General features: G+C 74.5%; 12 protein-coding genes. 6 read left to right on the forward strand and 6 right to left on the reverse strand.

From position 1 onward, the window contains the following. Window positions 1-144: 144 nt before the first annotated feature. The gene (locus tag ACWGJO_RS06440; protein ID WP_452182446.1) at window positions 145-990 is read right to left on the reverse strand and encodes a ferritin-like domain-containing protein; all 846 of its coding nucleotides are present in this window, start codon (window positions 988-990) and stop codon (window positions 145-147) included. Window positions 991-1,319: 329 nt separating this feature from the next. On the opposite strand from ACWGJO_RS06440, the gene ACWGJO_RS06445 reads away from it, so the two are divergent. Continuing rightward, on the forward strand, window positions 1,320-2,693 hold the full coding sequence (locus ACWGJO_RS06445; RefSeq protein ID WP_452182447.1) for an FAD-binding oxidoreductase: 1,374 nt from the start codon (window positions 1,320-1,322) through the stop codon (window positions 2,691-2,693). A 21-nt stretch (window positions 2,694-2,714) separates the two neighbouring features. Here the strand turns inward: ACWGJO_RS06445 and ACWGJO_RS06450 are convergent, their stop codons facing one another. From ACWGJO_RS06450 to ACWGJO_RS06470, 5 genes are all read right to left on the reverse strand, one after another. Further along, window positions 2,715-3,452, reverse strand: coding sequence for a methyltransferase domain-containing protein (locus ACWGJO_RS06450; RefSeq protein WP_452182448.1), 738 nt, complete (start codon window positions 3,450-3,452; stop codon window positions 2,715-2,717). A gap of 138 nt (window positions 3,453-3,590) precedes the next feature. Then, complete coding sequence (locus ACWGJO_RS06455; RefSeq protein WP_452182450.1) at window positions 3,591-4,796, reverse strand: MFS transporter; 1,206 nt, start codon at window positions 4,794-4,796, stop codon at window positions 3,591-3,593. Between the two features lie 125 nt (window positions 4,797-4,921). Then, the gene (locus ACWGJO_RS06460) at window positions 4,922-5,155 is read right to left on the reverse strand and encodes a hypothetical protein (RefSeq protein ID WP_452182451.1); all 234 of its coding nucleotides are present in this window, start codon (window positions 5,153-5,155) and stop codon (window positions 4,922-4,924) included. A gap of 154 nt (window positions 5,156-5,309) precedes the next feature. Then, on the reverse strand, window positions 5,310-6,701 hold the full coding sequence (locus tag ACWGJO_RS06465) for a glutamate-cysteine ligase family protein (protein ID WP_452182452.1): 1,392 nt from the start codon (window positions 6,699-6,701) through the stop codon (window positions 5,310-5,312). Beyond that, window positions 6,698-8,233, reverse strand: coding sequence for a flavin monoamine oxidase family protein (locus ACWGJO_RS06470; RefSeq protein ID WP_452182453.1), 1,536 nt, complete (start codon window positions 8,231-8,233; stop codon window positions 6,698-6,700). Before ACWGJO_RS06470 ends, ACWGJO_RS06465 begins: the two co-directional genes overlap by 4 nt. A gap of 282 nt (window positions 8,234-8,515) precedes the next feature. On the opposite strand from ACWGJO_RS06470, the gene eccB reads away from it, so the two are divergent. From eccB to ACWGJO_RS06495, 5 genes are all read left to right on the forward strand, one after another. Beyond that, complete coding sequence (gene eccB, locus ACWGJO_RS06475; protein ID WP_452182454.1) at window positions 8,516-10,057, forward strand: type VII secretion protein EccB; 1,542 nt, start codon at window positions 8,516-8,518, stop codon at window positions 10,055-10,057. A gap of 75 nt (window positions 10,058-10,132) precedes the next feature. After that, window positions 10,133-10,459, forward strand: a complete 327-nt coding sequence (locus tag ACWGJO_RS06480; protein ID WP_359899443.1) for a hypothetical protein — start codon at window positions 10,133-10,135, stop codon at window positions 10,457-10,459. A 32-nt stretch (window positions 10,460-10,491) separates the two neighbouring features. Further along, entirely contained in the window at window positions 10,492-10,800 is a 309-nt protein-coding gene (locus ACWGJO_RS06485) for a WXG100 family type VII secretion target (protein WP_359899441.1), read from the forward strand. A gap of 23 nt (window positions 10,801-10,823) precedes the next feature. Further along, window positions 10,824-11,192: a hypothetical protein gene (locus tag ACWGJO_RS06490; protein WP_380545063.1), complete on the forward strand. Its 369-nt coding sequence runs from the start codon at window positions 10,824-10,826 to the stop codon at window positions 11,190-11,192. Window positions 11,193-11,283: 91 nt separating this feature from the next. Continuing rightward, on the forward strand, window positions 11,284-13,602 hold the full coding sequence (locus ACWGJO_RS06495) for a hypothetical protein (RefSeq protein ID WP_452182455.1): 2,319 nt from the start codon (window positions 11,284-11,286) through the stop codon (window positions 13,600-13,602). The last annotated feature ends 120 nt before the right edge of the window (window positions 13,603-13,722 follow it).

Genomic DNA, 13,722 nt, shown 5'->3' on the forward strand with positions numbered 1-13,722 from the left:
TGGACTGTGGTGTGGCGGCCCCACCACGGGGGTGCGGCCGCCTCGGTACAACCAGTGTTCGTTACTTGCTCGCGCGACGTGTGCTCACGCTGTACTTGTTGGCCGCCTTGGTCTCAGCGCGGACGGCAACCTTCTTGATCTCCATCACACCTCCATGTGTTCTCGCGTGGATTTTCGGCGCCGGGACAGTTCTTGCCGGTCGTCCCGGACGTTCAGGAGCACCCGCATGCGGGTGGCGTGTCGCGCCCGGAGCCAGGCGGCGACCCGCGGTGCCGGTGTACCGGGCAGCAGCCGGTGCACCAGCGAGGCCAGCTTGTCCACGTCGTTGTGCTTCAGCACCACCTGTTCGGCGTCGAGCAGCAACTCGGCGGGCAGGCTGCGCAGTCGATCCGCGCCGGGGCCGTGGGTGAGGTAGGCCATGCCGAGCGCGACGTGGCGGGACTCGTCGCGGCGCACCAGCCGGTACACCTCGCCCAGGCCCTCCTCGCGCAGGCCCTCGTCGAACCAGCGGAACTCGTCGGCGGCGAAGCCCTCGGCGAGGGTGTGGGCCAGGAAGCGGGCGGTGTAGTCGTCCAGGGACCACAGGTCGCGCGACAGCTCCTCGACGGCGTCGCCCGGATCCTTGACGGACCCGGCGACGGCGTGCGCGTAGCGGTGGAAGACCGCCGAGTGCTTGGCCTCGTCGGCCACCGCGGTGGCCAGCACCAGCTTCATGTCGCCCTCGGGGCAGGCGTGCAGCAGGCCGGCCGCCACGTCCATGCCGACCTGTTCGGCGTAGGTGCTGCCGCTTGCGAGCAGCCAGGAGAGCTCGGAGGGCTGGGCGGTCGCGGTCCGGTCCCGCAGGGCCCGGTGGACCACCTCGGCCGGCTCCCAGTCGTGCGAGCGGGCGTCGCGGATGAAGCGGTCGTGCAGGCCGGGGACGCCGCTGGTGCGGTAGCGGGCCACGCCCGACGGACGCGGCCGGTCCGGAGCGCCTTCGGTCCCAGCCATCCCTCACCCCGTTGCCGTCGTGCCGACCGATGTCATGTGCAGGGAAGCAAAACACGGCGGGCCCCCGTTGTTCGAGCGCTTTCGTCGCTCCGGCCCCGCAAATGCGCCAAGATCCCGGTCCGCGGCGGGACTTGAGTGCTCCGCCGGGTGGTCCGGGACTGACCAGCGGTGATCGGGGCCGGCCGGCCCGCCGGTGTGACCCGTCCGGGAGGGTTCGGCCCGGAACGGAGGATGGCCAAAACCTGATGGATCATCAAATCTTCACGCACACGGTGTCGACGGGCCGCCTATCGTGTGTGCGCCATGCATCGATCACGGGGGGTGCCGCCATGCCGGAGGACGACGTTCTGCCACGGGCGACACCGCCCGGGCACTGGCTGAGCCCCGGTGACGCCGGGTACGACGAGGCGCGCGCGGTGTGGAACGGGATGCACGACCGCCGCCCCGCCCGCATCGCCCGCTGCCGCACCGCGGCGGACGTGAGCGAGGCGCTGCGCCACGCGGCGGCCCACGGCCTCGACGTCACCGTCCGCGGCGGCGGCCACAACGTCGGCGGCAGCGCCGTCGCCGACGGCGCGCTGATGATCGACCTGTCGCCGATGCGCGCCGTCACCGTCGACCCGGGGGCCCGCACCGCCGAGGCCCAGGGCGGCTGCCTGCTCAGCGACCTCGACCGGGCCACCGCGCCGTACGAACTGGCCTGCCCCGCCGGCGTCATCTCCCACACCGGCCTGGGCGGACTGGCCCTCGGCGGCGGATACGGCTGGCTCGCCCGCCGCTGGGGCCTGACCTGCGACCACATCCTCGCCGCCGAGGTCGTCCTCGCCGACGGCTCGGTGGTCGAGGCCACTGAGGAGAGCCACCCCGAACTGCTGTGGGCGCTGCGCGGCGGCGGCGGGAACTTCGGCGTGGTCACCCGCTTCACGCTGCGGCTGCGCCCGGTCGGACCGGCGCTCTTCAGCATGGGCGTCCACGCGCTGGACGACGTCCCCGAGGCCCTGGCCGCCTACCGGGCGTACACCGCGCGGCAGCCGGCCGGCCTGCACGTCGTCGGCGGGCTGAAGCGCGCAGGCGAGCAGGAGTGGATACCGGAGCACCTGCGGGGGCGGCACGCGCTGCTGCTCCTGGCGGTGTGGACCGGGGACCCGGAGGAGGGCCGGGCGCAGACCGAGGCGCTCTACCGGGAGGTCGCGCCCGCGGCCCGCGTCAGCATCCCCATGACCTACCCGCAGCTGCAGGCGCTCGGCGACAGCAGCGAGCCCAAGGGCGACCGGTACTTCGTCAAGTCCCGCTACCTCCAGGACCTTTCGCCCGAGGCCGTGGCCCGGCTGGTCGAGGCGACCGGGGCCAACCCGTCCGCGCTCTGCTCGATCGACTTCGAGTTCCTGCGCGGGGCCATCGCGGACGTCCCCGAGGAGGACTCCGCCTTCCCCGGCCGCGCCGCCCCCTACCAGGTGACGGCGGAGGCGCACTGGACCGACCCGGCACAGGACGCGGAGCACATCGCCTGGTCGCGGGCGACGGTGGAGGGCCTGGAGGCCTTCGGCACCGGCGGGGCGTACGCCAACTACGTCCAGGGCGAGGGCGACCGGAAGGCGCGGGAGATCTACGGCCCGGAGCGCTACGCCCGGCTCGCGGCCGCGAAGAAGGCCTACGACCCGGCGAACGTCCTGCGCGGCAACCTGAACATCCGGCCCGAGTAGGGCGTGTCGGCCGCGCCGGGCTCAGAGCGGCGCGGACCCGCGCGGCCCGGCGACCAGCCAGTGCGCGGGCAGCTCGATCCGGGCGCCGTCGGGGGTGGACTCGGTGGTGGCCAGCGGCAGTTCACCGGTGGCGAGGACGTCGAGTCCGGCCGCGCGGAACAGCTCGGGGAAGACCGCGTCGGCGACCTCGGCGGGGGCGAGTCCGTGGGCGAACACGGGGCGAAGCTTCGGGGGCGGGCCGGACGGGCCGCGGACCAGCGCCTCCAGCACGCCCTTGGCCGCCTCGGCGAGCTCGAACACGAAGGCCCGGCCGCGGGCCCCGAGCAGGATGCGAATGCCTTCGGCCACGCGTTGGCGGTCGGCCGGCTCGCTCTGGTGGATCACCCCGCGCACGTACACGTTGGCGTCGCCGAGGCGCCGGTGGAGGGCCCGGACGGCCTCGGCGTCGGTGGCGTCCAAGCGGGTGAACTCGGCCCGCCCGGCCGGGTCGCCGCCCCGGGCGCGGTCCACCGCGGCGGCGGACAGGTCGACCCCGAGGGCGAGCGGGAAGCGCTCGGCGAGGAAGCGGGTCTGGGTGCCGTTGCCGCAGCCCAGGTCGACGACGGGCAGCGCGGGGTCGGCCAGGTGGGGGCGGAACAGCGTGAGGTGGCGTTCGGCGCCGAGGGCCGGTTCGGCGTCCCAGATCACCGCGCCCGGTTCCTCGGGCGCATCGCGCCAGAAGCCCTCCCAGGCGTCCAGGTAGCGGTTCGTCACGCTCATGGCGGGGACCTCCGGGTGTCACGCAGGGTGTCTGGCCGTGTCTATCGGCACCCGGCCCGCGCGGCAAGCGGGTACGGGCGGCACCCGGCGGGTGTGCGCGGGCGGCGCGCGACGGGCGCGTAAGGGGGCGCGCGGGGGTCAGCTCCCGACGCGGCGCGCCTGGTGCAGCAGGTAGACGCCGGAGGCGGCGGCGAGCACGGCCATGCAGGCGGCGAAGACCAGGCCCGCGTGGGCCAGACCGAGCGGTCCGGTGAGCAGGCCCACCCCGATCACCGGGACCGAGATGCCGAAGTAGGCGACCACGAACAGCGCCGACAGGGCGCCGCCGCGGTGCTCGGCGGGAGCGGCCGCGGCCACCTCGCCCACCGCCCCGCGCAGGCCCATGCCCTGCCCGGCGCCGCCCACCAGGGCGCTGAGCACCAGCGGGAGCACGGTTTCCCGGGCGAGCGAGGCGGCCAGCAGGGCCATCCCGGCGATCAGCACCAGGCAGCCCAGCGGGATCGCCCGGGCGGTGCCGAGCCGGGGCACCAGGAGCTGGCCGAGGGTGGAGGCGAAGAAGGCCGTGAAGACCACCAGGCCGATCACTGCGCGGTTGTGGACCCCGAGGTCGACGGCGAGGAAGGCGGGGCTGACCGAGGTGAACAGGCCCAGCAGGGAGAAGCCGGCGAAGGCGGCGACCGCTGCCGGCACGAACACCCGCCGGACCTCCGGCGGCAGGGACGGCCGGTCGGGCCGGGCCGTGCGCAGCGGGCGGGCCCCGGCGACCGTCTCGGGCAGCAGCCAGGTGAGCGCGAACGAGACGGCGAGCAGCCCCAGGTGCACGACGAACGGCAGGACCAGGGGGTTGGGTGCGTACTGCGAGAGCACGCCCGACAGCAGTGGCCCGCAGCCGAGCCCGCCCATGTTGGCGGCGGTCGCGACGAAGCCCGCGCGGGCCCGGTGCCCGGGCGGGGCGAGTTCCAGCACGTACGCCGTCCCGGTGCCGGTGAACAGGCCGGCCGAGAACCCGGACAGCAGGCGGCCCAGGCAGAGCAGGGCGACGCTGTCCGCGGTGAGGAAGACCACGGCGCTGGCCGCCGAGCAGACCAGCCCGCAGAGCAGCACGGGCCGGCGGCCGACGGAGTCCGAGACGTTGCCGATCAGCAGCAGGACGCCGATGACACCGAAGGCGTACACCGCGAACACGACCGTCACCGTCAGCTCGGAGAAGCCGAGCTTCTCCTGGTACAGCCCGTACAGCGGAGTGGGCAGGGTGGTGCCCGCCATGCAGACGGCGAAAGCGGCGGCGGCGACGAGGTGCCCCACCCGGGCGATGCCGGGCCGGGCGGTCCGACGATCGGTCATTCGCCCACCATAGGCGCGCACCCCGGGCCGGGGCCGTGCCGTGCGGGGGAGCGCTGCGCCGAACGGCGGTCCGCGCCGGGCCGCCGCCGGGCGCGGACCGCCGCTCGGACGGCTGTCGGGCGGTGTCAGCGCTCCGGGTACCAGGTGGCTTCGAGGGCGGTGGTGTCGTCCGGCCGGGGCGCGGGGCGCCACCGGGCGCGCAGGCCGGACGGGCGGGGCGTACCGATCGCGCCGAGCACGGTGCTGTCGAGCGGGCTGGCGGCCAGCCGGTCCAGCACCCGCGCGACGGCGGTGCGCGGGCCGTGGCCGTGGCGGGGCACGTCGGGGACGACGGAATGGAACCCAGCGAGGACGGACATGCGGCTCACCTCCGGGAGGACCTGCGGGTCGTGCAGGTGCGGTCCGTCCAGCTTCCGCCGGTTCGCGGCCGCCGCGGGCCGGATTGACGGGCTGCTGACACCGCGCTGACGAACTGCTGACGCGGAGGTGTCCGCCGCGGGGTCCGCCGGGGCGTCAGACCCGGTAGGCGGCGACGTAGCGGGCCGGGTCGCGGCGCAGGTCCCCGTGCCAGCGCTCGCGGCACTGCTCGGCGAAGGTCCGTCCGGTGTTGAGGATCTCCTCCAGCGGGTCCAGGTACCCGAGCACGTGCGGCGGTTCGAGGCCGGCCGCGATCCGGGCGGCGAGGCCGGCCCGGGCCAGCCGCAGCAGCTCGGCGGCCAGCGGGCGGACCGGGTCGCCGCCGAGGCGGGTGGCCAGGCCGAGGGCGGGCAGCTCGGCGAGCGCCGCCCGGTGGTCGTGCAGGGTGTAGCGGCCGAGCAGCTCCCAGGCGGCGGAGAGGGAGGCGGGGTGGTAGCTGAGTCCGGCCCAGAGCGCGGGGACGGCCGGGACGAACGGGTACGGCGGGCCGTCCGAGGCGCGCAGCTCCAGGGTGTCGCGGACCCTGGTGCTGGTCCAGAGCTGGTTGAGGTGGGCCCTCCAGTGGGCCGGGGTCGGCCGCGAGCCGTCCGGGTAGCCGTGCCGGAGCAGTTCGGCGAAGGTGCGCCCGGGGGGAGCCGGGTGGTAGCGGCCGTCCGGGGTGCGGTAGTGGATCAGCGGGATGTCGAGCGCCCAGTCGACGACGGACCCGGCGGTGACGTCGGGGCGCAGCGCGGGCGGCAGCACTCCGCCCCGGCGGGGGTCCATCCGCAGCCAGGCCCAGGACCGGTGGGACAGCAGACCGCTGGAGGAACTTCCCTCCTGCAGCGGCGAGTTGACGAGCATGGCGGAGACCACCGGGGCGGCGGCGGTCTGCATCCGCAGCTTGCGGGTGAAGTCGGCGGGGGAGAGGTAGTCCAGGGTGACCTGGGTGGACAGCGACAGTGCCATCACGTACCGGGCGCGGCTGCCGGGCTCGCCGAGCCCGGTGAAGTAGTCCCGCATGATGGCGCCCCGGGTCATCGGCACCCAGCGCATGTCGGCGAGCCGGTCGAAGGGCAGGTAGGCGCCGGGCAGCAGGGCGAGGCCGAACCGGTCGACCAGCTCGGCGAGTTGCTCCAGGGCGGCGCGCATGTCGTCCACCGCCTCGGCGACGGACGGGACGGGCGTCGAGGAGTACTCGATCTGGCCGCCGTGCTCCAGGGTGATCTGGCTGCCGTCCGGGAGCCGGACCCCGGTCAGCCGTCCGGCGTCCTCCTGCCGCTCGCCGCCCCACCTGGCCAGCACGGCCTCCAGGACGGCCAGCACGCCGCGCTCGCCGTCGTAGCGGGCGGCCAGTCCGGTGACCGGGTCGACCAGGCCGCACTCGACCTCGATGCCGATCAGTTCACCGCGGCCGGGCCGGAACGGGGCCAGCAGTTCGGCCCGGCCGAGTGCCGGGCCCGGGTCCGCGGCGGGGTCCGGAGCCGGACGGGCCTCGTCCTCCGTCACACCGCCCCCACCCGGGTGACGACCCGGGGGTGCCCGGCCCGGTCGAGCAGCGCGCCCACCGCGCCGAGGGCGGACTGCGCCGCGCCCTGGCACCAGGCGTGGGCGCCGGACAGGTGCTCGCCGGCGAAGAAGATCCGAGGCTGCTCCGCCGGGTGGGCGGAGCCGAGCACGGACAGGTAGCGGGTGTGCTCGCCGGGCGTCAGGTGGGCGAAGGCGCCGCCGCCCATGCCGGTCTGCACGTCCCAGTTGCAGTGCACGATGTCGTCCACGTCCCCCGTGATGCCCGGGTGGAGCCGTTCCAGGCAGTCCAGCACCAGCGCGTCCCGGTCCGCCGGCTCCAGTGCGGCGAAGCGGCGGGCGTTGGCACCCCACAGGTACGCGCCGAGCAGGGCCGTCGGCTCGGCCGAGCGCAGCGGGTCGCGCACCGCCCAGCGGGGGCCGGAATTGCCGTTGACCCCGTCCTTCTTCGCCCGCACCGCGTTGTCCGACGGGTACCAGCACTGCTGGATCGGCAGGTCCGTGAAGCTGCCGCCGCCGTGGATGCCGTCCTCCAGCTCCCAGCGGCGGCGGGTGAGGTGCAGGACGGTCTTGATGCTGCTCGCGTAGCTGATGCCGCGGATGGCGTGCCGCTGGGCGTGCGGCAGGCCCGGGGTGACGGTGATCCGGTCGAGCGCGGGCGCCGGGACGCAGCACACCACGTAGTCGACGTCCTCGTGCAGCCGGGCGCCGATCCGCCGGCCGTGCAGCCGGACGCCGTCCGTGGTCAGCGCCAGTTCGTCGACCTGGGTGGAGAGCCGCAGCGTGCCGGGGCGCAGCGAGCCGACGAAGGCGTGGATCAGCGCCTCCAGCCCGTCGACCAGCTCGACCTGCCCGCGGTGGAACAGGCCGAAGTAGTCGACCAGCACCTCCAGCAGCGAGGACTGCTCGTAGTGGGCGAGGCCGGTGGCGTGGCCGACCAGGTCCCAGGCGTCCTGCGACAGGTGCTCGTGGACGAACTGCCACAGCGACACCGAGGCCGCCCGCTCCAGCGCCGGGTCGTCCCAGTGGCCCTCCAGGGTGCGGCGCTGCTGCTCCACGGTCAGGGTGCGCCACACCGAGCCGAGCAGGTGGTCCAGCACCGGGCCCGGGGGCTGCCGCTCGGCCGGGCGCAGCTCGTACGCGGGGAACAGCGCCGCCACGTCCCGCACCCGGGCCCGCCGGCCGCGCAGGTGGTAGTAGGCGTGCGGGTTGGCGTTGACGAAGGGGCGGGTCGCCAGCCGGAACCGGGAGACGTAGTGCAGCACGCAGTGGTGGTTGCCGGGGATGCGCATGGCGCCGAGGTCCACGTGGGTGCCGTCCCAGAAGCGGTGGGTGCGCACCCGCCCGCCCGGCCGGTTCGCCCGTTCGTACACGACGACGTCGAACCCGCGGCGCTGCAGCTCGTAGGCGCACACCAGCCCGGAGACGCCCGCCCCGACCACCGCCACCCGGCCCCGGGCGCCGGCCACCGGTTCCTCCAGCGAACGCGGGAAGGCAAAGCTCGTCTCGAACATCGGCACCGTACCCCTCTGAGGCTGGACCCCCGCCCCAGCCTCGGCCAGGCACCCCGGGCATGCCACTTCGCGGCGCCGATGCGAGTGACGGGTGGGGGCCGGACCCGTCCTGGTGCGCCCGGCCCCGCCCCGGTGGGCCCGGGCGGCGACGTCCGGCCGCCGCGGGCCCGGCGGGGGCGGTGAACCCGGCCGGTGCGGGGGGCCGTAGGACCGAAGTGGGCGCGCGCAGCGGTGCGGCCGCGAAGCAGCGGGTGCGTCCGTGAGGAACCGGGGAGGAACTGGATGCAGTCCCGACGCGACCAGGTGCAGGCACACCTGTTCGTGATGAGCAGGCTGGCCTCGGGCATGCTGCGGGCGGAGCCCGACGCGCCGGACACCCCCACCGGGCGTACCACCCGGGGCACCATGACGGGCCTGGCGGTGGGGGTGCTGATCGGGCTGGGCGTCACGGTGTACGGGGTGATCCGGCCCGGTGGCGGTGACGGCTGGGCCAAGCCCGGCACGCTGGTGGTGGTCGAGGAGACCGGTGCCCGGTACCTGTCCATCGGCGGGCAGCTGCACCCGGTGCTGAACGACACCAGCGCCAGGCTGCTGGCCGGTGAGCAGATGACGGTGCGGCAGGTGAGCCGGGCGTCGATCGCGGACGCGCCGCGCGGCGCCCCGGTCGGGATCGTCGGCGCCCCGGACGGGCTGCCGCCGGCCGCCGACCTGGCGGGCGGCACCTGGCTGGTCTGCGCCACCGCCCAGCCCGGCCCGACCGGCGCCCCGGTACCGAAGCTCGCCCTGCTGGTGGACCCGGCGGCCGAGGGGCGGGCGCTGGCGCCCGGCCAGGGTCTGCTGGTCGCCGCCCCGGACGGCTCGACGCATCTGCTCTGGCAGGGCCAGCGGCTGCGCGTCGACACCGCCAACCAGGCGCTCCAGGCGCTCGGCTACGGCGGTGCGACGCCGTTCCCGGTGCCGGCCGGGGTGCTGAACGCCCTGCCGGCCGGGCCCGACCTCGCGGCGCCCGCCGTCGCCCGGCGCGGCGAGGCGGGCCCGGCGCTGGGCGGGAAGCCGACCCGGATCGGCCAGCTCTTCGAGGCCCCCGGCGGCGCGCACTACCTGCTCACCAAGGACGGCCTCGCCCCGCTCACCCCGACCCTGTACGCCCTGCTGCTCGGAGACCCGCGCACCCAGAAGGAGGCGTACGGCAGCGCGGCCCCGGCGCCCGCGCCGATCGGCGCCCTGGACCTCGCCGGGCACAGCGCGCCCGGCGGACCGCCGCCCCCGGGGCTCCCGGAGGCGCCGCCGACGCTGGTCGCCCCGCTGCACGGCGAGGGCGTCTGTGCGGACCTGCACACCGGCGCCGGCGCCCCGACCACCGCCGTCACCGTGCTGCCCGGCGGCCGGGCCTACGAGGGCCGCCCCCCGGCGGCCCCGGCCGGTCCGGCGAGCGGCACGGCGGGCGCGGCCTGCACCGTCGCCGACCGGATCGCCGTCCGGCCGGGGCGCGGCGCCCTGGTGCGCGCGCTGTCGGGCGCCGGCGCCGGTGGCACCGAGTACCTGGTCACCGAGGCCGGGGTGCGCTACCCGCTGCCCTCGGCGGCGGTCGTCAAGCAGCTCGGCTACGGCGGCGCGACGCCGGTCGCCGTCCCGGCCGCGGTGGTGGCCCTGCTGCCGGCCGGCCCGGGCCTCGACCCGGCGGCCCTGGCGGACGCCGCGGCCTCGGGCGCGCCCACCGTCGCGGCGGTCACCGCAGGGGTTCCCGGAACCGCCGCCGTGCCCGTCGCGGGGGTCGCGGTGGACGCCGCCGGGCCCGCCGCCACGACGGCGACCTGCGGCTGAACCGCCGGTCGCGGCGGTCCCGTTGAGTCGATCAGAGCCGCGCGCGACCGGCGCGCGGAGAGAAAGGAGCACCTGGTGAGCACGCCGGCGAACTTGAACAAACAGGACGAGGCGATCCGCAAGGCGCTGTCCGACATCGAACAGCAGATCGAGGGCATGATCACCGCCGGCCGCACGGTCGAGCGGATCAAGCAGGAACTGGCCAGCGGATACATCTCCGGGGCCAGTTCGACCTTCCAGCAGAAGGTCGAGGACTGGATGACCCGCTACCACACGGTCATCGGCGCGTTCGAACGCTTCGCGGAGTCCACCAAGGTCGCCGACCAGGTCCTCAGCCACGCCGAGGAAGAGGCCCGACTGCACGCGGCCGACGGCATCGTCGACGCGCTGAACGGCGCCTGACGGCGCGTCACCGAGAGGAAGGGAACGAGCACATGTCGATGGACAACTTCGGGAGCATCCAGCTCCACCACGAGACCGTCGCCCAGGCGGCGAGCGAGCTGGGCCAGGCGGGCCAGCTGATGGACGACGCCCTGTGGGAGGTGGAGCGCAAGCTCAACTCCCTGACCGAGAGCGGAAACTTCCAGGGTGCCGCGGCCGACGCCTTCACGGAGTTCAAGCAGGCCGTGACGGCCAACGCCGGACAGATGAACCAGGACATCATCGCCGCCGGCGGGAAGCTCACCAACATGCACCACATCATGAACGAGGCCGACCAGAGCGCGCGGAAGCAGTTCGGCTAGTCGAGAGGGCGGAGGCGCTCCCCATGGGTGAAACCACGATCAAGGTCTCGACCAGCGGCCTCAAGGCGTTCGCCACGAATCTGGAGACCTTCCGGATCGACCTCGGCACGGAGGCGAACACGGTGCAGACCTGTCCGCCCGTGCTGCCGGGCAACACCAGTGTGCTGGAGATCCAGACGCTGAAGACCGGCGTCGACGCCTTCATGGGCAGTGTGAAGGACGCACTGACCACGATCCAGCTCGACGCCAAGCACACCAAGCTGGATCTGGAGATGGCCGGCGTCATGTTCGCGGACGGCGAGGACCACAGCCTGACGGAGGCGGAGACGATGGAGCTCTTCAAGGACGTCCTGGGCGGCGGCACTCCCAAGCCCCCGACCAGCACCGGCTGAGCCCCCCGGTCGTCGGGCGGACCGTCCGTCCGACGACCGGCCGGCAATCGTTCCGTTCCCGCTCCGCCCCGTGTGCCTCCGGGAGGAAGTCATGGCAGAAACAGCACCGAAGCACTATCCGTGGGAAGACGGCCTGGCGGCGTTCGCGGCCTCGACCCAGAGCTCGATCACGAGCCGGGACGCCGTCATCGGCAAACCGTGGATCACCGGGATCCAGGTCAGCAGCACCCTCAGGACGACGAACGACGCACTGAAGCCGTACGACAAGGACAAGGGCCAGGCCGGCTTCGACATGTGGGCCGAGTGGGTCTATCCGAAGGTCGACGGCGACGTCTACGAGAGGAGCACCATCGTCGGCGTCACGGTCGACTGGAACTTCTGGCAGCTCCAGCCGCCCGCCGGCGACACCGACACCCCGCTCGGGCACTTCGGGCACGCCGCGGACAACATCCTCGGCCCGCTGATCTGGGGCGGCGGCTTCAACGACCGCACCAATGCCGCGACGTTCGATCAGGCGGCGACGGTCATCTCGGCCGTCAACACCTGGGTCAAGGAACAGCAGGGGAAAGTCCAGGGCTGGGCCGACAGCGTCGAGGGCGCCGGCAGCGAGTTCCAGGGCAGTGCGGCGGGCCGGTTCAAGGAAGTCCTCATCGGGCTGCGGAACCAGCTCATCCAGGTGCACGTCGAGCTCGGCGACGACGCCGACGCCAAGGCGAAGTGCCTGCGCGAGACCGGGGAGGCGCTGCGCGCCGCGTACAAGGGGCTGTACAACGGCTACGCCGCCTGGCGGGCGGTCCCGAAGAGCCGACTTGAGGCGGGGACGAAGTGGGCCCTCAAGAACGACGACCTGGACAAGGACGGCAAGGGGGCGTCGTTCTCCTGGCCGTCCGAGTGCGTCCACTCGGCCTTCGGCGCGGCCACGGCCTACGTGACGCCGACGATGACCACGAACGGTGACGGGACGCGCACCTTCAAATTCACGGCCACCGGAGCGGCCCCGTCGCCGGACGACAAGGAGGCCCTGAAGGCGTGGATCGACGAGATCTCCAAGAAGATCTGGACCTCGTGGATCGAGATCGTCCTGGACAAGCAGGCGACCGAGGTGATGGCCACCTTCAAGACGGCGTACGCGCACGCCGCCGCCGTCCTCCAGAAGCTCGAACCCCCGCAGAAGTGGCTGCCGGCCGACAAGCCGCCGACCCAGGAGGGCCCCAAGCCGCCGCCCGGTACCGGCGGTGGCGGCGCGGGTGACGGCGGTGCGGGCGGCGGTGCGGGCGGTGGCGGCACCGGCGGGATCGGCGGGATCGGTGACAACAAGGACAAGAAGGGACCCGGGGGCGGCTCCGGCACGGGCAAGATCCCGCCTCCACCGCCCACGACGGTGCCCGGGAACCCCGGCGGCATCGGTGGCAACAAGGGCCCCGGTGGCGGCGGCCAGTCGACGCTGCTGGACGGAAAGGGAAAGCCGGTCCTCGGCAAGGACGGCAAGCCGATCACCGTGCCGCCCGGCAGCACCGTCAACGGCAAGGGCGAGGTGATCGGCCCGGACGGCAAGCCGGTGCTCGACAAGGACGGCAAGCCGATCATGGTTCCCCCGGGGACGACGGTCAGCAAGCCGACGACCGTGCCGGGCACCGACAACACGACCGGCGGGGGCGCGTTCAAGGTGCCGGTCGGTTCCAAGCGGAACGACGACGGCACCGTCACCGGCCCGGACGGCAACCTGCTGAAGGACGCCAACGGCAACACGGTCGTGCTCGGCAAGGACGACACGATCGACAAGGACGGCATCGTCCGGGGGTCGGACGGCAGGCCGGTCTCCCAGTTCGAGCAGCTGATGAACGACCAGGCGCACGCCATCATCGCCGGCCGCCCCGGCACCGGCGTCAGCTACCCCGGCGGAGGGATCTCCAGCGGGGGCAACTGGGCCGGGCTGCCGTCGTTCGGCGGGATCTCCACCGGGACCGGGACGGGTGGCATCACCACCTCGTTCAAGGGCGGCTCGGACCTGGCGGGCCAGTCGTTCGGCGGCTCGGGCAGCCGCGGCGGCGTCGGCGGCATCGGCGCGTCCGGCCCGCCGACCATCGGCGTCGGCGGCAGGACGGCGGCGATGCTCGACCCGGCCAGGAGCGCCGAACTCGCCGCCGAGGCGCAGGCCGGCCGCTCCGCCGCGGGACGGGCCGCGACGGCCGCCGCCGAGGAGTCCCAGCTGATGGGCCGGGGCATCTCGACCACCGGCGGTGCCGGCGGCATGAGCGGCCCGATGATGCCGCCGATGGGTGCCGGTGCCGGCGCCGGGGCCGCCGGCGGCCAGGGCGAGAAGGAGCGCCAGCGCACCACCTGGCTGTCCGAGGACGAGGAGGTCTGGGGCACCGACTCCGGTGCGGTGACGGGCGTCATCGGCCGCTGATCGGGGCGCTCGCGGCCGGAGTCGAACCGGGCGGGCGGGCGCAGCCGTAGAGAGGACCGTACGACCCCATGGACCGGTGGGGGCCGGGGGCGCCCCCCACGGGCCCCGGGCCCCCCCCCC

This window comes from Kitasatospora sp. NPDC054795 (genome assembly GCF_053611565.1).

Bases quoted from the DNA above. Each gene is read 5' to 3' on its own strand.
- ACWGJO_RS06445 (WP_452182447.1), top strand. From the start codon at position 1,320: ATGCCGGAGGACGACGTTCTGCCACGGGCGACACCGCCCGGGCACTGG.
- ACWGJO_RS06495 (WP_452182455.1), top strand. From the start codon at position 11,284: ATGGCAGAAACAGCACCGAAGCACTATCCGTGGGAAGACGGCCTGGCG.
- ACWGJO_RS06455 (WP_452182450.1), bottom strand. From the start codon at position 4,796: ATGACCGATCGTCGGACCGCCCGGCCCGGCATCGCCCGGGTGGGGCAC.
- ACWGJO_RS06440 (WP_452182446.1), bottom strand. From the start codon at position 990: ATGGCTGGGACCGAAGGCGCTCCGGACCGGCCGCGTCCGTCGGGCGTG.
- eccB (WP_452182454.1), top strand. From the start codon at position 8,516: ATGCAGTCCCGACGCGACCAGGTGCAGGCACACCTGTTCGTGATGAGC.
- ACWGJO_RS06450 (WP_452182448.1), bottom strand. From the start codon at position 3,452: ATGAGCGTGACGAACCGCTACCTGGACGCCTGGGAGGGCTTCTGGCGC.
- ACWGJO_RS06485 (WP_359899441.1), top strand. From the start codon at position 10,492: ATGTCGATGGACAACTTCGGGAGCATCCAGCTCCACCACGAGACCGTC.
- ACWGJO_RS06490 (WP_380545063.1), top strand. From the start codon at position 10,824: ATGGGTGAAACCACGATCAAGGTCTCGACCAGCGGCCTCAAGGCGTTC.
- ACWGJO_RS06470 (WP_452182453.1), bottom strand. From the start codon at position 8,233: ATGTTCGAGACGAGCTTTGCCTTCCCGCGTTCGCTGGAGGAACCGGTG.
- ACWGJO_RS06460 (WP_452182451.1), bottom strand. From the start codon at position 5,155: ATGTCCGTCCTCGCTGGGTTCCATTCCGTCGTCCCCGACGTGCCCCGC.